The organism is Shinella sp. AETb1-6 (genome assembly GCF_009826875.1).
GTDB classification, from domain to species: domain Bacteria; phylum Pseudomonadota; class Alphaproteobacteria; order Rhizobiales; family Rhizobiaceae; genus Shinella; species Shinella sumterensis.
The window spans coordinates 125181-144420 of the sequence record NZ_WUMM01000001.1 but is presented as its reverse complement, the minus strand read 5'-3'; the positions used below and the strand labels follow the sequence as shown (position 1 = coordinate 144420).

The window sequence follows — 19240 nt, the reverse complement described above, 5'->3', positions numbered from 1 at the left end:
CTATGCGTGCCCTGCAGCTTCTCGACGACCGCAAGCTCGAAATCACCGACATCCCGGAACCGGAAGCGCCCGGCCCGGGCGAGGTGACCTTGCGCGTCAAGGCCGTCGCCCTCAACCATATCGATGTCTGGGGCTGGCGCGGCATGGCCTTTGCCAAGCGCAAGATGCCGCTTGTCATCGGCGCGGAAGCCGCCGGCGTCGTCGAAACGCTCGGTCCGGGCGTCTCGAACGTTCTGCCCGGCCAGCTCGTCTCCATCTACGGCGCGCGCACCTGCGGCCTCTGCAAGCCCTGCCGCGAGAAGCGCGACAATCTCTGCGAACATGTCGGCGGCGTGCATGGCTTCCATCTCGACGGCTTCGCGCAGGAAAAGGTCAACCTTCCCGCCCGCCTGCTCGTGCCGGCACCGCCCGGCATCGATGCGGTTGCGGCAGCGCTTGCGCCCGTCACCTTCGGTACGGTCGAGCACATGCTGTTCGACAATGCCAAGCTTCAGCCCGGCGAGACGATCCTCGTTCACGCCGGCGGCTCGGGCATCGGCACGGCCGCGATCCAGCTTGCCAAGAAGACCGGTTGCACCGTCATCACCACCGTCGGCTCGAACGACAAGATCGAGAAGGCCAAGGCGCTTGGCGCCGATCACGTGATCAATTACCGCGAGGATCGCTTCGAGGGCGTGGTGCGCAAGCTGACGAAGAAAAAGGGCGTCGACGTCGTCTTCGAACATGTCGGCAAGGATACCTGGGCCGGTTCGATGCTCTCCATGAAGCGCGGCGGCCGCCTCGTCACCTGCGGCTCCACGTCGGGTGTTTCGACCGACATGAACCTGATGATGCTCTTCCAGCAGCAATTGAAGCTGCTCGGCTCCTTCGGCTGCCGCATGGAAAACATGGCGGATGCCATGCAGAAGATGGCCCGCGGCATCGTGCATCCGGTCATCGACACGGAAGTCACCTTCGACGGCATCGCGACGGCGCTGGAGCGCATGGAATCGCGCCAGATCTTCGGCAAGATCGTCCTCAAGCTGGACTGATTGCCGTGAAGATGATCATCACCCGCCTTGTTCTGGCGCTCAGGAACACGAAGCAATGGCTGGAGGCGCAATTCGCCTTCGGCCTGCTCAACCTCCTGAAGCTGCTGCCGGCGGATGGTGCGATCAACTTCGCCGACCGGGTCGCGCGCTGGATCGGTCCCAGGACGAAGCGCCACAGGCTGACCCTGACCAACCTGCGCAATGCCTTTCCGGAAAAAACGGATGAGGATATCCAGGCGATCGCGCTCGACGCCTGGGGCAATATGGGTCGCCTCGCCGCCGAATATGTCTTCCTCGACAAGCTGTTCGATTTCGATCCGGCGCGCTCGACGCCCGGCCGTGTCGAAGTGTCCGGCATTCCGATCTTCGTCGACCTTCGGGACAATCCGCGCCCGTTCATCGTCTTCACCGCCCATACCGGCAATTTCGAGCTGCTGCCGGTCGCGGGCGCGGCCTTCGGGCTTGACGTGACGGTGCTGTTCAGGCCGCCGAACAACCCCTACGTCGCCGACAAGGTGTTTGAATTCCGCCGCGCGCGCATGGGCGGTCTGGTGCCGTCCCACGCCGGTTCGTCCTTCACGCTGGCGCGCAAGCTGGAAGCCGGCCAGCCGGTGGGCGTGCTCGTGGACCAGAAGTTCACCCGGGGCCTGCCGACGCAGTTCTTCGGTCGCCCGGTGCAGACCAACCCTTTGCTCGCCAAGCTGGTCCGCCAGTTCGACTGCGAGGTCTATCCGGCCCGCTCCATCCGGCTTCCCGGTAATCGTTACCGCCTGGAGATCGAGCCGGCGATGAGCATTCCGCGCAAGCCGAACGGCGCCGTCGACGTCGATGCCACGGCGCAGATGCTGAACGACAAGGTGGAGCAGTGGGTGCGCGAATATCCGGGCCAGTGGCTCTGGTATCATGATCGCTGGAATATCAAGCGCAGCCTTATTACTTGAAGGCTTATCATTTTTTATTGGAACTTTGCTTTTACGTACGTACTTCAGCCTTTTTCTTTCAATTTGTCGTTTGACATCTTTTCCGACGCTGTTACCATTTTGCTAATGTAAGCGCTTTGGACGGCGGTTTCAGGGAGGTGTCAGGCGAGGGAGGAATCCTGTTCTCAATAATATGAATAATATGGATGGCTAATTGCTGTAGTTGTCAGCAATTTTGGGGAGCATGCATTGAAAGCTCTTATAGAGTTATTCTGGTTTAAGTATTCGCAACTACAGTATGCTGTAAGAACGGGGGATGAGAAGCTCATCTCCATGCTGGACAGGGAAATAGAGCCGGCGCTCGCCGCCGTGCTCCAGCTGGAGGCGCAGAATGTCGGCGACCTTCGCTGTCAGTTCCAGTTCGCGCTGGATCTTCTGCGGGAGGATGCGGACGACAGGGCCTGCGTGCTTCGGCAGGCGCAAAGCCTCAAGATTTTGCTCGACAGGTATTTTGGCACGCAGGAGGCGGCAGGTCCCTTCTCCGTTCCGGCGATCGATGCCATACGCCCGAGCGGCGTGTCGCGTGTGACGGAGGACGGCCTTCTGAACGAAGCGATCCTCGACAGCCTGCCCGATCGCGTTGCTGTCGTTACCACGGATTACCGCTACATCTATTCGAACGCGCTCAATGCCAGCCGCTTCAGCCAGAAGCCCATCGATCTCGTCGGTCGGCATATCGTGGAATTCATCGGCCTTCAGCGCTTCGAGGCACGCGTGAAGCGGCATCTCGACCGATGTTTTGCCGGCGAGCTGGTGGAATACGACTACATATCCAGCGGGCGCGGCAGCGCCGTCACCCGTTGCCGCATGACGCCCTGCCTGTCGGCGGCCGGCGACGTGATCGGCGCCATCCTCGTTCTCCAGGATTGCCAGGAGTTGTCGCGCGACCCGATGGCGGCGTGAGCCCCCTCATGAAACGAGCGGCCCGCGCAGCATGAACTGCTGCTCGAAGGCGATATGGCGCCGGATCGATTCGAAGAAGCCGCGGAGCATGTAGCCCGCCGCTTCCGCGTTGATCCCGGCGTCACCGCTGCCGAGCCGCGTCAGCGTGTCGGTCAACTCCTCGGCGAAACACTCGTCTTCGACATGCTCGAACTTCAGCCGCGCGATGGCTTCCGTCAGTTCGCCGTCATGCGCGCGCTGTTTCTCCAGCAGGGGAAACAGCGTTTCCTCCTCATAGCGATGCACGCCGTTGACCAGCGGAATCAATGATTTGGCGGCGTACATGCATTTTTGCCGGTTGATGTTGGCCGGCAGGCTGTCGGCGATGTCTTCCAGCGCTTCGCACAGCGCGAGCTGCGCATCATGGGCCTTCTTCAACCAGTCGAGCGAAACGGCATCCATCGGGCGGTCCGAAAGCAGCCGGGCGATACCAGTGTGGTCCGTCATCTCATATGTCCTCGTTTTCTGGATGCCGCGCGTCGCCGGGCGGGCTGCGTCAACCTGTCCCCTTGATGACCTCGGCTTCCGATCTGCGCCTTGATCCATGTCAAGGATGCTGGCGTGCGCATCTGCGAAGGCTCATTCGAGCGCAAAGGCCGATTCCGCGTGGGAACGGCTTATGCGGGACATTCGAGAGTTGGGGGATGCCAACGATGAAATACACAACGGAAACAATCGTCCTTGCCGTGGGCGCATTCCTCGCGCTGCTCGGCGCGGCGTTTGCCCAGGACAAGCTTTTCGGGGCCCATATGTGGGTCCTCTTCTTCGTGCTCCTGACGGGCACGGTCTTCATGATCCGGCGCATTTCCTTCGCTCCGGCCAAGGTCGCGGCCTCGTCCGACGATGGCGGTTACTTCGACGAGGTCGTGAAATACGGCGTCATCGCAACCGTCTTCTGGGGCGTCGTCGGCTTCCTGGTCGGCGTCGTGGTCGCGCTGCAACTGGCCTTTCCCGATCTCAACATCGAGCCCTGGCTGAACTTCGGCCGCACGCGCCCGCTGCACACCTCGGCGGTCATCTTCGCCTTTGGCGGCAATGCGCTGATCGCGACGTCGTTCTATGTGGTGCAGCGCACCTCGCGCGTGCGCCTCTTCGGCGGCAATCTCGGCTGGTTCGTGTTCTGGGGCTACCAGCTCTTCATCGTCATGGCCGCCACCGGCTATCTGCTCGGCATCACGCAGGGCAGGGAATATGCCGAGCCGGAATGGTATGTCGACCTGTGGCTCACCGTCGTCTGGGTCGCCTACCTCGTCGCCTTCCTCGGCACGATCATGACCCGCAAGGAACCCCACATCTACGTGGCGAACTGGTTCTTCCTGTCGTTCATCGTGACGGTGGCCATGCTGCATATCGTCAACAACCTGGCGATCCCGGTGTCGTTCCTGGGTGTCAAGAGCTACTCGGCGTTCTCGGGCGTGCAGGATGCGCTGACGCAATGGTGGTACGGCCATAACGCCGTGGGCTTCTTCCTGACGGCCGGTTTCCTGGGCATGATGTACTACTTCATCCCCAAGCAGGTGAACCGTCCGGTCTATTCCTACCGCCTGTCGATCATCCACTTCTGGGCCCTGATCTTCATGTATATCTGGGCCGGCCCGCATCACCTGCACTACACGGCGCTGCCCGACTGGGCGCAGACGCTGGGCATGGCCTTCTCGATCATGCTGTGGATGCCCTCGTGGGGCGGCATGATCAACGGCCTGATGACGCTCTCGGGCGCCTGGGACAAGATCCGCACCGATCCGATCGTGCGCATGATGGTCATGGCCGTCGCCTTCTACGGCATGGCGACCTTCGAAGGCCCGATGATGTCGATCAAGTCGGTCAACTCGCTCAGCCACTACACGGACTGGACCATCGGCCACGTTCACTCGGGCGCGCTGGGCTGGAACGGCCTCATCACCTTCGGCGCGGTCTACTTCCTCGTTCCGAAGCTGTGGAAGCGCGAACGGCTGTACTCGATCCGCATGGTCAACTGGCACTTCTGGCTCGCCACGCTCGGCATCGTCGTCTACGCGGCGGTCATGTGGGTCGCCGGCATCCAGCAGGGCCTGATGTGGCGCGAATACGACGAGCAGGGCTTCCTGGTCTATTCGTTCGCCGAAACCGTCGCCGCGATGTTCCCCTATTACGTGCTGCGCGCCGTCGGCGGCGGGCTGTTCCTCTTGGGGGCGCTCATCATGGCCTACAACGTGACCATGACAATCCTCGGCTACCAGCGTGACGAAGCCCCGATCCCGGGTGCCGCACCTGCGCTCCAGCCGGCCGAATAGGAGGGGACACCATGTCCATTCTTGACAAACACGCGATCCTCGAACGCAACGCGACGCTTCTCCTCGTCGGCTCGCTCCTGGTCGTCACCATCGGCGGCATCGTCGAGATCGCCCCGCTGTTCTACCTCGAAAACACCATCGAGAAGGTGGAGGGCATGCGGCCCTATTCGCCGCTCGAACTGGCGGGCCGCGACATCTATGTCCGCGAAGGCTGCTACGTCTGTCACAGCCAGATGATCCGCCCGTTCCGCGACGAGGTGGAACGCTACGGGCACTACTCGCTGGCCGCTGAGTCGATGTACGACCATCCGTTCCAGTGGGGCTCGAAGCGCACGGGGCCGGATCTCGCCCGCGTCGGTGACCGCTACTCGAACGAGTGGCATGTCCAGCACCTGATCGAGCCGCGCTCGGTCGTGCCGGAATCGGTGATGCCGAGCTACGCCTTCCTCAAGGAGACGCCGCTGGAGGTGAAGAACATCACCCTGCATCTCGAAGCAAACCGCAAGGTGGGCGTGCCCTATACGGACGAGATGATCGAGAACGCGGCGGCCGATATCAAGGCGCAGGCGGATCCGAACGCCGACACGTCCGGCCTGGAGGCCCGCTATCCGAAGGCCAAGCTCGGCGACTTCGACGGCGATCCCGCCAAGCTCACCGAAATGGATGCGCTCGTCGCCTATCTGCAAATGCTCGGCACGCTGGTGGACTTCTCCACCTATGACGATGCCAGCGGTTACCGCTGAGGAGGTGGATCATGGAAACCTATACCGCCATGCGCCACTTCGCCGACAGCTGGGGCCTGCTCGCCATGACGCTGTTCTTTCTGGCCGTCGTCGGCTTCACACTCCGCCCCGGCGCCCGCAAGGCCGCCGAACGGGCCGCTGAAATCCCTCTCAAGGAGGACTGATCATGGCCGAGAAACATGTTGACGAAATCTCGGGCGTCGAAACCACCGGCCACGAATGGGATGGCATCCGCGAACTGAACAACCCGATGCCGCGCTGGTGGGTCTGGACGTTCTATGCGACGATCCTCTGGGCGATCGGCTACACCATCGCCTTTCCAGCATGGCCGCTGGTCAGCGACGCCACAAGGGGCGTTCTCGGCTGGTCGAGCCGCGGCAATATCGCGACCGAGCTGGCGGAGGCCAAGCAGGCGCAGTCCGCCTTCGTCGACCGCATCGCCAATTCCCCGCTTCAGGAGATCATGGCCGATCCGCAGCTTTCGCAGTTCGCAATCGCGGGCGGCGCATCGGCCTTCAAGGTCAACTGTGCGCAGTGCCACGGCTCGGGCGCTGCCGGCGGCGCCGGCTTCCCGAACCTCAACGACGACGACTGGATCTGGGGCGGCTCGGTGGATGATATCTACCAGACCATCGCGCATGGTATCCGCAACCCCGGCGACGACGAGACCCGCACCTCGGAAATGCCGGCCTATGGCGAAATCCTGGAGCCCGTGCAGATCAAGCAGGTGGCGGCCTATGTCGTCAGCCTGACGGGGACGCCGTCGGATGCCAGCTTCGTCGAACCGGGCAGGCAGATCTTCGCCGACAACTGCGCCGCCTGCCACGGCGATGACGCCAAGGGCAACCGCGAGTTCGGCGCGCCGAACCTCGCGGACGCCATCTGGCTGAAGGGCGAGGGCGAGGCGGCCATCGCCACGCAGGTCCGCGCGCCCAAGCATGGCGTGATGCCGAGCTGGCTGCCGCGCCTGGGCGATGCTTCGGTCAAGCAGCTTGCGATCTTCGTCCACTCGCTGGGCGGCGGCGAATAATCGCCGAGACCAGACATGACACAGGAAGAGGCCGCGTCGAACGCGGCCTTTTTCATGCGACGACCGTGTTGCGGCCTGCCGATTTCGCCCGGTAGAGATTGCGGTCGGCGGCGGCGAGCGCCTCGGCCGGATCGAACCGGGGCGCGCAATGGAAGGCGCCGATGCTGACGCCGAGGGGTATGCGGATGCCGGATGGGTGGCGAAGATCGATGGCGGCGACCGCCTCGCGCACCGCCTGCGAATGATCGAGCATGCGCTCGGCCGACGCGCCGTGCAGGAAAATCGCGAACTCCTCGCCGCCGAGGCGGCCGACGATGTCGTTCTCCTGAGACAGGCCCTGGAGGGTAGCGCCGATGAGATGCAGGGCCTCGTCGCCCGTGGCATGGCCGAACCGGTCGTTGACCGACTTGAAATGATCGACATCGAGAAAGAGCAGGCCGCCATTCGCGCCGTCGTTGCTGGATGCGGCAATCTCGTCCATGAAGGCTGCCCGGTTGAGCAGGCCGGTCAGGGCATCGCGCCGGGCCTGGTATTGCAGGCGGGCATAGGCCTTTTCCAGCGCATCGCGCGCCTCGGCGAGCGCCGTATTGGCGCGGCGCAGACGGTCGGCCTGATAGAAATGCACGAGCGAGGCGGGGATGGAGGTGGCGATCGGGCAGACGATGGTCATGATCAGGCCTGCGCCAGCCACGCGGCCGCCCATCATCGGTACGAAGGCGAAGCTGATCACGAGCGATGCGACCGTCGACAGCACCGCGACCAGTAAGGTCCTGCCTAGAATTGCGTACATCGACGAGCCCACGCTGATTTAACCGCTGGACTCGTCACTAGGAGGCGATCGTTGAAAATCCCTGAATTCCAAGGGTAAAAATGCTTCACGCCGTCAGATTGACGCCAGTCGAGCCGGTCAACGGTCGGACCAGACCGCCAGCTCGTATCCGTCGGGATCGGTGAAGTGGAAGCGGCGTCCACCGGGAAAGTCGAAGATCGGCTGCACCACCTTGCCGCCCGCGGCCTCTACGCGCACCAATATCTCCTCCAGCGCATCGGCAAAAAGGATGATCAGCGGGCCGCCCTCAGCGCGAACCGGGGCCGTTGTGGTGAAGCCGCCGGTCAGGCGGCCGTCCTGAAATTCGCAATATTGCGGCCCGTAATCCGTGAAGGTCCAGCCGAAGGCGCTGCCATAGAAGGCCTTGCTGCGGGCGATATCCGCGACGTTGAACTCGATATAGTCGATCTTGCGATCCGCGCCTCTGCTGCTCATCGCGGCAACTCCCTGTCTTCCATCAGTTTGGCCAACGCGTCGAGATCGCGGGCCACATGCGCCGCATCCGACTCGAAGGCCGCGTCATCCATATCCGGTTGCCGCAGCAGCGTGAACATCACCTCCGCGCCATCACCGTTCGGAACGACGCGCAGGGCGTTCTCGACGACCCGGCCATCGGGCAGGGTGACGGTATGATCGATGACGCCGAAATCGTTGGCCGGCGCGAACCGGACACGCACATTGCCGATCGGCCCGCCGTCGGCGATCCAGTCGTCACCGTCGCGCGTCAGCCCCGAGGCGAGGCCCGAAGCCCAGAGCGGCATGTTCTCCGGCTTTGCGGCGAAGGCGTAAACGGCGCGCCAATCACGATCGATGCTGCGGTGGACGATGCGGGCGGGCAGGGTGGTCATGGGCGCTCTCCTTATCGACGCAGGATAGGTTGGAACGAGCGCATTTGTCGAACGAAAAGTGAACATACCTGCCTTTTCGGCAGCGGCAGAAGGTGTGTACCGCGCATTCGTGCGGCAACGCGCCACGCCCATGGCGGCCGTAACGCCCACCAAACTTGACGTAGATCAACGATGCGGCGCCCCGTTGGCGTCATTGTCCCCGGCACAGGCAGAAGATTCCGGGACATCCGCATATTATGACGACCGTCTACACCGCAGACACGACCATCGAGCGCCACGAGGCCGAGCCCGTCAACTCGGCCAAGGTGCGCAAGCCGCTCTACGAGAAGCGCAAGAAGATCTTTCCCAAGCGCGCCCAGGGCCGGTTTCGCCAGTTCAAGTGGCTGATCATGCTTGTAACGCTCGGCATCTATTACCTGACGCCGTGGATTCGCTGGGACCGCGGTCCCTATGCGCCGGACCAGGCGGTGCTCATCGATCTCGCCGGCCGTCGCTTCTACTTCTTCTTCATCGAGATCTGGCCGCAGGAATTCTTCTTCGTGGCCGGCCTGCTCGTCATGGCGGGCTTCGGCCTGTTCCTCGTGACGTCGGCTGTCGGGCGCGCCTGGTGCGGCTATGCCTGTCCGCAGACGGTCTGGGTCGATCTCTTCCTCGTCGTGGAGCGCGCCATCGAGGGCGATCGCAATGCGCGCATGAAGCTCGACGCCGGGCCGTGGACGCTCTCCAAGGTCTGGAAGCGCGTCAGCAAGCACGCGACCTGGCTCGTCATCGCCGTCGCCACGGGCGGCGCCTGGATCTTCTATTTCGCCGATGCACCGACGTTGCTGATCAATTTCGTCACGCTGCAGGCGCCGCCGGTCGCCTATATCACCGTCGCGGTCCTGACGGCGACGACCTACGTCCTGGGCGGGCTGATGCGCGAGCAGGTCTGCACCTATATGTGCCCTTGGCCGCGCATCCAGGCGGCGATGCTCGATGAAAGCTCGCTTGTCGTGACCTATAACGACTGGCGCGGCGAGCCGCGCACCCGCCATGCCAAGAAGGCCATTGCTGCCGGGGAGAGCGCCGGCGATTGCGTGGATTGCAACGCCTGCGTCGTGGTCTGTCCCATGGGCATCGATATCCGCGACGGCCAGCAGATGGAGTGCATCACCTGCGCGCTCTGCATCGATGCCTGCGACAATGTCATGGACAAGATCGGCAAGGAGCGCGGCCTGATCGCCTATGCCACCCTGTCGGATTATGCGGCGAACATGGCGCTCGCTACCGCAGGCGGCACGCAGCCGATCGCGCCGGCCCGCGTCCGCAATGCCGACGGCACGTTCAACGATCGTATCCGGCATTTCGACTGGCGCGTCATCTTCCGTCCGCGCACGCTGCTCTATTTCGGCGTATGGTCGCTGGCGGGCCTGGCGCTGGTCTACGCACTGCTCGCGCGCGAGCGGCTGGACCTCAACGTCATCCACGACCGCAATCCCCAGTTCGTCGTGGAATCGGATGGCTCGATCCGCAACGGCTATGCGGTGAAGTTGCTCAACATGATCCCCGAACCGCGCGTCATCACCGTATCGATCGAGGGCATGCCGGGCGCCGTCATGAAGATCGCCGGCCATGACAACACGGATGGCCGCAGCGTCGACGTGCCCGCAGATCCGGACAAGGTGACGGCACTCAGGGTCTTCGTCACTCTGCCCAAGGACAAGCTGGCGGAAGCGGCCGACGGCTTCAGGATCGTGGCGGAAGATCGCCAGGGTCACGAAAGCAGGGCCTATTCCGCCAAATTCAACATGCCGGGAGCACGATAATGGTCGCCGAAAGCAAACAACGCGGTTTCGTCTTCACGGGCTGGCATATGCTCCTCGTCATGGTGCTGTTCTTCGGCACCATCATCGCGGTCAACGTCTTCATGGCGTGGAACGCGGTGCGGACCTGGAGCGGGCTGGTCGTGCCGAACACCTATGTCGCCAGCCAGCAGTTCAACGGCAAGGTGGAGGAGGCCAAGCGGCTCGCCGCGAGCGGCATCGAGGGCGATATCGTCATCAAGGACGGCCGCGTCGTCTACCATGTGGTCGATGCCGGCGGCCAGCCCGTCGTCGCCGACGAGGTCTCGGCCACTTTCAAGCGTCCGGTGGACGAGCGGGAGGATTTCACCCTGTCGCTCGTGCCCTCGGGTGCGGGGCGGTTCGTTGCCGAGCGCGATGTGCCCGCCGGCCAGTGGGTGATCGATATCGCCACGCGGCATCAGGGTGCGAAGGTGTTCCACCAGACGCTGCGCACCGTCGTCGCAGGAGGCCGCCAATGAGCTGCTGCGCACCCGGAACGGAAGGCGCGATGGAGGCCGAGCGCGCCCGCCATGCCTTGCCGTCGTCGGAGGAACTGCTGCTCGCCAGCCGCCCGGTCGGGCCGGGACTGCGCCAGAGCGACCTGAGCGTTCCCGGCGTGCATTGCGGCGCGTGCATTACCACCATCGAGGCCGCACTCGACGCCCTGCCGGAGGTCGAGCGGGCGCGCGTCAACCTTTCCACCCGCCGGGTCTCGGTGGTGTGGAAGGAGGAGGTGGGCGGCGCGCCGACCGATCCGCATACCATGGCCGCGGCGATCGCCGCCACGGGTTACGACACGCATCTCTTCTCGCTTGCCGCGGAAGGCGATGACCTCCTGCGCAACCAGCTGATCCGCGCCGTCGCCGTTTCCGGCTTCGCGGCCACCAACATCATGCTGCTTTCGGTTTCCGTCTGGTCGGGCGCCGAGGCCGCGACGCGCGACCTGTTCCACTGGATTTCCGCCTTCATCGCCGGCCCGACGCTGATCTATGCCGGCCGCTTCTTCTACCGCTCGGCCTGGAACGCGCTGCGCCACGGCCGCACCAACATGGATGTGCCGATCGCCATCGCGATCACGCTTTCCTATGTCTTCTCGTTGTGGGAGACGCTGCACAGCGCCGAGCATGCCTGGTTCGACGCCACCGTCAGCCTGCTGTTCTTCCTGCTCATCGGCCGCACGCTCGACCATGTCATGCGCGATCGCGCCCGCTCGGCCATCACCGGCCTTGCCCGCCTGTCGCCGCGCGGCGCGATGGTGATGCTGCCCGACGGAACGCGCGACTATCGGCCGGTCGAGGAGATCGCTGTCGGCGATCATCTCGCCATCGCCGCGGGCGAGCGTATTCCCGTCGATTGCCGCGTGCTGACGGGGGCAAGCGATGTCGACCGTTCCATCGTCAACGGCGAGAGCGATCCGCTTGCCGCCGGGCCCGGCACCCGCCTCGAGGCGGGCGCGATGAACCTCACCGGCTCGCTTCTGGTCGAAGCCGTCGCGACCGCCCGCGATTCCTTCCTGTCGGAGGTCATCGGCCTGATGGAAGCGGCAGAAGGCGGCAGGGCGCGGTATCGCCGCATCGCCGATCGTGCGTCGCAGATCTATGCGCCCGTCGTGCATGTCATGGCGCTGGGCTCGTTCCTTGGCTGGGGACTTCATGACGGCGACTGGAAACATGCCCTCATGGTCTCCATAGCGGTGCTGATCATCACCTGCCCCTGCGCGCTCGCGCTTGCGGTGCCGGTGGTGCAGGTGGTGGCGGCCGGCCGCCTGTTTGCCGGCGGCGTCATGGTGAAGGATGGTTCGGCCATGGAGCGCCTGGCCGAGATCGACACCGCCGTCTTCGACAAGACCGGCACGCTGACGCTCGGCAAGCCGCGCCTTGTCGACCGTGATAGCGTCAATCGCGCCCATCTTGCGCTTGCGGCGGCGCTGGCCGCCCATTCGCGCCATCCGCTTTCCGTGGCGCTTGCAAGTGCTGTGCCCGGTCCCATGCCTGTCCTTAACGAGGTTCGGGAAATCGCGGGCGGCGGGCTTGAGACCGAAACGCCGCAGGGCCTGCTTCGCCTCGGCAGCCGCGCCTTTGCGGCCGGCAGGGCCGTTGGCGGCGAGGAGATGCACGGGCTTTCCGAGGTCGTGCTGTCGCGGGACGGCGTCGTGCTGGAGACCTTCCGCTTCGAGGACGCCCTGCGCGCGGGTGCCGGCGAGGCGGTCGGCGCGCTGCGCGAGGACGGCATCGCTATGGCGATCCTGTCGGGCGACCGGCCTGCGGCGGTCTCGCGCATTGCCGGCCTGCTCGGCATCCAGCGCTGGCAGGCCGGTCTTTCGCCGCGTGAGAAGACCGAGGTGGTCGCCGAACGTGCCGCAAGCGGTCATCGTGTCCTCATGGTGGGCGACGGCATCAACGATGCGCCGGCACTGGCGGCGGCGCATGTCTCCATGGCGCCGGCCAGTGCTGCCGATGTCGGCCGCCAGGCGGCGGACCTGGTCTTCCTGCATGAAAGTCTCGAGGCCGTGCCCTTCGCCATCGAGACCGCGCGAAAGGCCGGGCGCCTGATCCGGCAGAACTTCGCGCTCGCCATCGGCTACAATGTCGTGGCCATTCCCATCGCCATTCTCGGACATGCGACGCCGCTGATTGCGGCCATAGCAATGTCCACATCGTCGATTACGGTCGTCGTCAATTCGCTGCGCCTGCGCGGACGCCTGCCGGCCTTTGCGACACGCGCCGCGGATGCGGCGCGTCCGGTCAACACCATGGTGAAGGCGGCATGAACACGCTCATCTTCCTCATCCCCATCGCCCTTTTCCTCGGTGCGCTCGGGCTTGCGGCCTTTCTCTGGTCGCTCAAGAGCGGGCAGTACGACGATGTGGAGGGTGCCGCCTGGCGCGTCCTCGACGATGGCGACGACCGGCCGGGCAGGTAGTTTCGAGGGGTTCTAAAATGGCGGGCAAGTCAAACAATCCCTTGTCGTAAATCGATTTGAATGCCAAAACACGCGCGCTGGAGCGATGCTCCACTCTCTCTTTTCGCGCGGCGTTTTCGGCAGGCTCCGAAAGTCATCCCCGCCGCGCCATACCTACGGAGGTACTATCGTGGCACAGGCGGAAATCGGTCTTATCGGTCTCGGCGTGATGGGGTCCAACCTTGCGCTCAACATCGCCGAGAAAGGCAACAAGATCGCGGTGTTCAACCGCACCGTTGCGCGCACGAAGGAGTTCTACGAGGAGGCCGGCGACCTCAAGGGCCAGATCGTGCCCTGCGAGACCATCGAGGAATTCGTCGCCGCCATCCGCCCGCCGCGTCCGATCATCATCATGATCCAAGCCGGTGCGGCGGTGGACCAGCAGATGGATCTGCTGCGTCCCTACCTCGAAAAGAACGACATCATGATCGATGCCGGCAACGCGAATTTCCGCGACACGATGCGCCGCTTCGATGCGCTCAAGGATTCCGGCCTCACCTTCATCGGCATGGGCGTTTCCGGCGGCGAGGAGGGTGCGCGCCATGGCCCGTCCATCATGGTCGGCGGCACGGAAGATAGTTGGAAGCGCGTCGAGAAGGTTCTGACCTCGATTGCCGCCAAGTACAACGACGATCCGTGTGTTGCCTGGCTCGGCGAGAACGGCGCCGGCCACTTCGTCAAGACCATCCACAACGGCATCGAATATGCCGACATGCAGATGATCGCCGAAATCTACGGTATCCTGCGCGACGGCCTGAAGATGAGCGCCGCCGAGATCGGCGAGGTCTTCGGCCAGTGGAACAAGGGTCGCCTGGAATCCTACCTCATCGAGATCACCGAAAAGGTTCTCGCCGCCAAGGACCCGATCGCCGGTGGCCCGATGGTCGACATGATCCTCGACAAGGCCGGCCAGAAGGGCACGGGCAAGTGGTCCGCCATCGAAGCCCAGAACATGGGCGTGCCGGCGACCGGCATCGAAGCCGCCGTTGCCGCCCGCTCCATCTCGTCGTTCAAGGCCGAGCGCGAAGCCGCCGAAAAGATCCTCGGCCTGCCGGATGTGCCCGCACTCTCGGTCGCAGACAAGGCCGCCTTCATCAAGGATCTCGAAAGCGCGCTTCTGGCCGGCAAGATCGGCGCCTATGCGCAGGGCTTCGCCGTCATGGCCGCCGCCTCGAAGGAATATAACTGGAACCTGCCGATGCCGACGATTGCCAAGATCTGGCGCGCCGGCTGCATCATCCGCTCGCAGTTCCTCGACGAGATCACCAGCGCCTTCACCAAGGCCCCGGATGCGGCAAACCTCATCGTCACGCCGGCCTTCGCCGCCATGGTCAAGGAAACCGACGGCGCGCTGCGCCGCGTCGTTTCGGCCGCTGCGCTGCACGGCCTGCCGGTTCCCGCACTCGCCTCCGCGCTCGGCTATTTCGACAGCTACCGCCGCGGCCGCGGCACGGCCAACGTTATCCAGGCCCAGCGCGACTTCTTCGGCGCCCACGGCTTCGACCGCCTCGACGGCGCCGACAGCCACCACGGCCCATGGGGCTCCGGCCTGAACGGCTGAGAACACAAAAGGCCCGGTCGAGAGACCGGGCCTTTTGCTTATGGGCATTTGTGAAAGCCTCAGGCGTAGAGGCCGCGCAGGTGAGGGCCGGCCGCATCTCCCGATGCGGTCGCCGGCATGAGTGCCGCCGATGCCCTGGGTGGCGGCATTCTGGTGCCGATCGCAAAGAGGATGGCGCTGGCGGCCGCAAAGGCGGCAAAAAGCAGGAACATGCCCGGGCCGCCGAACGCCCCCAGCATGAGGCCGCCGAGCGTCGGCCCGATGAAATTGCCGACGGTCGAGAAGGAATGGGCGCCGAAATAGCTGCCGCGGTTATCGTCGTTCGCGATGCCGTCGACCAGCATGTATTCCGACGGGATAACCAGGATTTCGCCGATGGTGAAAACCGCCATCGAGATCGCAAGTCCCCAGAGGCCGCCGGATGCCAGGAAACCGAGTTCGCCGGCAAGAAACAGCAGGCAGCCGATCACGAGTGCGTTCAGCGCGCCGGCGCGCTCGACGAAGCGGCGGGCGAACGGATTTCCGAGCAGCACGACCACGCCGTTGATGGAGACGATATAGGCGAAGATTTCCACGCCGCCGGCAATGTTGCCGGCAAGATAGGGCGCAAGCGTCGCCGACCATTGGCCGTGGACGGCGACCAGCAGGGTGCCGCCGCCGACGAAGAAGGCCAGACGGGGATCGCGGATCGCTGTCCTGATGCTCTGAAGCACCGATATTTTGGGCGCGCCGACCGTTCCCGCGGCAGGACGGTGGAGCGGAACCTTCAGGAGATGCAGGGCCAATGCAAACAGCGCGTAGACGATGCCCGAAACGATGAAAAGCGTCGTGGATGCTGCGCCCGCCGCAATCCCGATCAACGGGCCGACGGCAAAGCCGAAATTGATAGCGGTGTAGCGCCAGGAGAAATATTTGAGGCGCATCGGCTCAGGGCATACATCGCTCATCAGCGCGCGTGAGACCGGTTCGTTGATCGCGATGGCGACGGCCGCGACGATCTGGGCGAGGCAGAAGGCAAGCACCGTTTCGGCAATGCCCATGCCGACCATGGCAAGCGCCATGGAAAGCAGCGTGAGCGTCAGGACGGTCTTGCGTCCCACCTTGTCGGACAGCGAGCCCGCAAGCGGCGCGGCGACCGCGCCCACCAGGGGGCCGATACCGAGCAGAACGCCGATCATGGCAGGCCCGAGGCCAAAACTCTGCTGTAGCTTGATGGCGAGGAACGACAGGGTCATCGCTCTTGCGACATTCACAAGACCTGCCCCGGCGACGAGGAACAACACGTAGTTCAATCTCTGCTTTTCATGGTCCATTGCGATGTCGCTCCGCCGCGCTCCGCCTCACTCGTGAACCGTTCGATGCCGCAAAAACGGACAGCCCGCAACAGCCCTATCATCACACCGGGAACGTGTCAGGTTTCGCCCGTCGGGATCGGATAGCTCAGCGTCTGCAACTCTTCCGGCAGGCGGCCTTCGATGCGGGCGATGACGGCTTTTGCCAGTTCGCGTCCGGCGAGGCGAATATCCTCGCGCATGGTCATGACCTCCGGACGCAGCCATTGCAGCAGCATCTGCGATTCCTTGGAGACGAGGTCGATATGCTCGCCGAGCTTCAGCCCATCCGCCTCCAGCGCCGCGACGAGCGCCACCGCGCCCGAGCCGCTGCCCGAGACGATGCCGTCGGGGGCATTCGGCGCGCGCAGGAGGTTTTCCGCCGCCCGGCGTATGTCGACGAGGCTGCTGTCGAGGTTCACTTCGTTGAAGGGCACGGCCGTCGCGCCGAAGTCGCGGACGCCGCGCTCGAAGCCCGCCCGCATGTGCAGGTAGAAGGTCAGGTACGGCGGCGGCTGGAGTAGGACGAGCCGTTTGCGGCCCTGTTCGACAAGCTTGCGCACAGCCTCGTAGGCGAAGCGCTCGTTGTCGAAGTCGTGATAGGGATGTGTGAGCCCCATCTCCGTGCGGCCATGGGTGGCGAAGGGAAAATTGCGCTCCATCATCAGCGCCACGCGAGGATCCTTCGGCTCGGTGCGCGAGATGATCACGCCGTCGGCCGCGCCGGTTTCCAGCACGTATCGCACCGGATCGAGCGCATTGCCCTGGGCGCGGTAGGGCGTGACGACGAGGTGATACTGCGTCGTTGCGAGCACCTCCGAGATGCCGATCACCATGGGGCTCGTCAGGCCCATGATCTCTTCCTCGAGGCTGAGGATGAGGCTGATGACATTCGTCTTGCCGGTGCGCAGGCGCACGCCCGCGCGGTTGGGCTGGTAGCCGATCTGGGCGGCGACGAGGCGCACGCGCTCCTTCGTCTCGGTGCCGATATCGGGGGCATCCTTGAGTGCGCGCGAGACGGTCGTGATGCCAAGACCCGTCATGAAGGCGATCGTCTTCAGTGTCGGCCGCTCATTCGTGCCCGCGGGCGCGGCTCGTGCGCCCTCGCTCAGCCTGTTCTTCATTCCGACCCCAACCTCTCCGCATTAGCGAGCGGTTATACATGTTCTGCCCGGCACCGCCACATGGGTGTGCAGAAGCATGGAAAAACTGTAACGATATAGTGATTTTGTCGAGCCCAAAATTCCGAAAACGGCTTTTTCCGATGCCTCGGTGGCTTTTTCCGCATTGCACAAGGCGGCGACGGCGCCGCGTGACGGAGCGCAGCCTATGAATCTTAGATACAAAATTAAAACAAGTATTTGTAACTTCCCACGTGCTGGATTTTGCCGGATGAACGCATCCTTTGCGCATCTCTCAAATCGGGAGCTTTGAGGAAAACGTCCCTTTGTCGCGCTTGCAGGTTGCGCGTTCGCTCCTGTTCGTCTACTTTTTTACTGCAACGTTTCAGTGAGGGAGGAGACTCATGAAAATTCGTTCGATGGCCGCTGCCTTGGCGGTGACCGTGGCCCTGCCGTTCGCCGCAGCCCATGCGACCGATCTGGAGGTGACCCATTGGTGGACGTCCGGCGGGGAGGCCGCGGCGGTCGCCGAACTGGCGAAGGCATTCGACGCGACGGGCAACAAGTGGGTGGACGGCGCCATTGCCGGCGCCGGCGGCACGGCGCGGCCGATCATGATCAGCCGCATCACCGGTGGCGATCCGATGGGCGCCACGCAGTTCAACCACGGCCGCCAGGCCGAGGAACTGGTGGAGTCCGGCCTGATGCGCGACCTCACGGATGTCGCGACGCGGGAAAACTGGAAGGACATCATCAAGCCGGCGAGCCTGCTCGACAGCTGCACAATCGACGGCAAGATCTATTGCGCGCCCGTCAACATCCACTCCTGGCAGTGGCTTTGGCTGTCCAACGGCGCCTTCGAGAAGGCGGGTGTGGCCGTTCCCAAGAACTGGGACGAGTTCGTCGCGGCGGCTCCGGCGCTGGAAAAGGCCGGCATCGTGCCGCTCGCGGTGGGCGGCCAGCCCTGGCAGGCGGCCGGCGCGTTCGACGTGCTGATGGTCGCCATCGCCGGCAAGGATACGTTCTACAAGGTCTTCAAGGACCGCGATGCCGAGGTTGCGGGCGGGCCTGACATCGCCAAGGTGTTCAAGGCCGCCGACGATGCGCGCCGCATGTCCAAGGGCACGAATGTGCAGGACTGGAACCAGGCCACCAACATGGTCATCACCGGCAAGGCCGGCGGTCAGATCATGGGCGACTGGGCGCAGGGCGAATTCGCGCTCGCCGGGCAGGTCGCCGGCAAGGACTATACCTGCCTTCCGGGGCTGGGCGTGAACGACATCATCTCGACCAGCGGCGACGCCTTCTACTTCCCGCTGCTCAAAGACGAGGAAAAGTCCAAGGCGCAGGAAGTGCTGGCGTCGACGCTCATCGCGCCCGCCACGCAGGTCGCCTTCAACCTGAAGAAAGGCTCGCTGCCGGTGCGCGGCGACGTCGATCTCGCCGCCGCCAACGACTGCATGAAAAAGGGCCTCGAAATCCTTGCCAAGGGCAACGTGATCGAGGCGCCGGACCAGATGCTTTCGGCCGACAGCCAGAAGCAGAAGGAGGACCTCTTCTCCGAGTTCTTCGCCAATCCCTCGATGACGCCGGAAGACGCCCAGAAGCGTTTTGCCGGCATCATCGCCTCGGCGGAGTGATCAGCGGACGGTCGGCGCTTGCCGCCGGCCGTCGGCAAAGCCCGGAAACCTCCCGTCCGTCATGCTCTGGCCTGTCCCGGGCATCTGCCAGCGTCTCGATTTTCGATGCGTCGGCAGATCCTCGGCA

Annotated in this window: 19 protein-coding genes; 13 read left to right on the top strand and 6 right to left on the bottom strand. The window is 64.1% G+C overall.

The genetic code is table 11. From position 1 onward, the window contains the following. Positions 1–2 precede the first annotated feature (2 nt). The 3 genes from GR158_RS00665 to GR158_RS00655 all read left to right on the top strand — a co-directional run bounded on the left by GR158_RS00665 (position 3) and on the right by GR158_RS00655 (position 2914). Positions 3–1031 carry a zinc-binding dehydrogenase gene (locus tag GR158_RS00665; protein WP_134650060.1) on the top strand — a complete coding sequence of 343 codons (1029 nt, stop codon included), beginning with the start codon at positions 3–5 and terminating at the stop codon, positions 1029–1031. Positions 1032–1042: 11 nt separating this feature from the next. Beyond that, complete coding sequence (locus tag GR158_RS00660; RefSeq protein WP_160869939.1) at positions 1043–1972, top strand: lipid A biosynthesis lauroyl acyltransferase; 930 nt, start codon at positions 1043–1045, stop codon at positions 1970–1972. A gap of 312 nt (positions 1973–2284) precedes the next feature. Then, the gene (locus tag GR158_RS00655; protein WP_246665499.1) at positions 2285–2914 is read left to right on the top strand and encodes a PAS domain-containing protein; all 630 of its coding nucleotides are present in this window, start codon (positions 2285–2287) and stop codon (positions 2912–2914) included. A gap of 6 nt (positions 2915–2920) precedes the next feature. Here GR158_RS00655 and GR158_RS00650 read toward each other — a convergent pair whose 3' ends face one another. After that, positions 2921–3400, bottom strand: coding sequence for a hemerythrin domain-containing protein (locus GR158_RS00650; protein ID WP_160869308.1), 480 nt, complete (start codon positions 3398–3400; stop codon positions 2921–2923). A 206-nt stretch (positions 3401–3606) separates the two neighbouring features. Here GR158_RS00650 and ccoN point away from each other — a divergent pair, with 206 nt between their 5' ends. Genes ccoN through ccoP form a run of 4 tightly spaced genes read left to right on the top strand, consistent with a single transcriptional unit; the run spans position 3607 to position 6999 of the window. Next, complete coding sequence (ccoN, locus tag GR158_RS00645) at positions 3607–5226, top strand: cytochrome-c oxidase, cbb3-type subunit I (RefSeq protein WP_160869306.1); 1620 nt, start codon at positions 3607–3609, stop codon at positions 5224–5226. 11 nt (positions 5227–5237) lie between these two features. Next, positions 5238–5969: a cytochrome-c oxidase, cbb3-type subunit II gene (gene ccoO / locus GR158_RS00640; protein ID WP_134650056.1), complete on the top strand. Its 732-nt coding sequence runs from the start codon at positions 5238–5240 to the stop codon at positions 5967–5969. A gap of 11 nt (positions 5970–5980) precedes the next feature. Further along, positions 5981–6133, top strand: a complete 153-nt coding sequence (locus GR158_RS00635; protein ID WP_134650055.1) for a cbb3-type cytochrome c oxidase subunit 3 — start codon at positions 5981–5983, stop codon at positions 6131–6133. Between the two features lie 2 nt (positions 6134–6135). Continuing rightward, the gene (gene ccoP / locus GR158_RS00630) at positions 6136–6999 is read left to right on the top strand and encodes a cytochrome-c oxidase, cbb3-type subunit III (RefSeq protein WP_160869304.1); all 864 of its coding nucleotides are present in this window, start codon (positions 6136–6138) and stop codon (positions 6997–6999) included. 52 nt (positions 7000–7051) lie between these two features. On the opposite strand, the gene GR158_RS00625 is transcribed toward ccoP, so the two are convergent. From GR158_RS00625 to GR158_RS00615, 3 genes are all read right to left on the bottom strand, one after another. Continuing rightward, positions 7052–7789, bottom strand: a complete 738-nt coding sequence (locus tag GR158_RS00625) for a GGDEF domain-containing protein (protein WP_160869302.1) — start codon at positions 7787–7789, stop codon at positions 7052–7054. A 117-nt stretch (positions 7790–7906) separates the two neighbouring features. Beyond that, on the bottom strand, positions 7907–8263 hold the full coding sequence (locus GR158_RS00620; protein WP_160869300.1) for a VOC family protein: 357 nt from the start codon (positions 8261–8263) through the stop codon (positions 7907–7909). Next, a complete protein-coding gene (locus tag GR158_RS00615) occupies positions 8260–8676 on the bottom strand; it encodes an SRPBCC family protein (RefSeq protein WP_160869298.1) in 417 nt (138 codons plus the stop codon). Before GR158_RS00615 ends, GR158_RS00620 begins: the two co-directional genes overlap by 4 nt. A 236-nt stretch (positions 8677–8912) precedes the next feature. Here GR158_RS00615 and ccoG point away from each other — a divergent pair, with 236 nt between their 5' ends. From ccoG to gndA, 5 genes are all read left to right on the top strand, one after another. Then, a complete protein-coding gene (gene ccoG / locus GR158_RS00610) occupies positions 8913–10481 on the top strand; it encodes a cytochrome c oxidase accessory protein CcoG (RefSeq protein WP_160869296.1) in 1569 nt (522 codons plus the stop codon). After that, a complete protein-coding gene (locus tag GR158_RS00605) occupies positions 10481–10978 on the top strand; it encodes a FixH family protein (protein WP_134650049.1) in 498 nt (165 codons plus the stop codon). The genes ccoG and GR158_RS00605 overlap by 1 nt, the downstream gene beginning before the upstream one ends. After that, positions 10975–13269 carry a cation-translocating P-type ATPase gene (locus GR158_RS00600; RefSeq protein WP_160869294.1) on the top strand — a complete coding sequence of 765 codons (2295 nt, stop codon included), beginning with the start codon at positions 10975–10977 and terminating at the stop codon, positions 13267–13269. The genes GR158_RS00605 and GR158_RS00600 overlap by 4 nt, the downstream gene beginning before the upstream one ends. Further along, positions 13266–13421, top strand: coding sequence for a cbb3-type cytochrome oxidase assembly protein CcoS (gene ccoS / locus GR158_RS00595; protein ID WP_160869292.1), 156 nt, complete (start codon positions 13266–13268; stop codon positions 13419–13421). The genes GR158_RS00600 and ccoS overlap by 4 nt, the downstream gene beginning before the upstream one ends. 169 nt (positions 13422–13590) lie before the next feature. Next, a complete protein-coding gene (gene gndA / locus GR158_RS00590; RefSeq protein ID WP_134650046.1) occupies positions 13591–15021 on the top strand; it encodes an NADP-dependent phosphogluconate dehydrogenase in 1431 nt (476 codons plus the stop codon). Positions 15022–15080: 59 nt separating this feature from the next. Here the strand turns inward: gndA and GR158_RS00585 are convergent, their stop codons facing one another. Together GR158_RS00585 and GR158_RS00580 are read right to left on the bottom strand one after the other, a co-directional pair. Next, positions 15081–16334, bottom strand: a complete 1254-nt coding sequence (locus tag GR158_RS00585) for an MFS transporter (RefSeq protein ID WP_160869290.1) — start codon at positions 16332–16334, stop codon at positions 15081–15083. A 98-nt stretch (positions 16335–16432) separates the two neighbouring features. Beyond that, a complete protein-coding gene (locus GR158_RS00580) occupies positions 16433–17476 on the bottom strand; it encodes a LacI family transcriptional regulator (RefSeq protein WP_160869288.1) in 1044 nt (347 codons plus the stop codon). 401 nt (positions 17477–17877) lie between these two features. Between GR158_RS00580 and GR158_RS00575 the strand changes: the two genes are divergently transcribed. Then, positions 17878–19113, top strand: a complete 1236-nt coding sequence (locus GR158_RS00575; protein ID WP_160869286.1) for an ABC transporter substrate-binding protein — start codon at positions 17878–17880, stop codon at positions 19111–19113. Positions 19114–19240 lie beyond the last annotated feature (127 nt).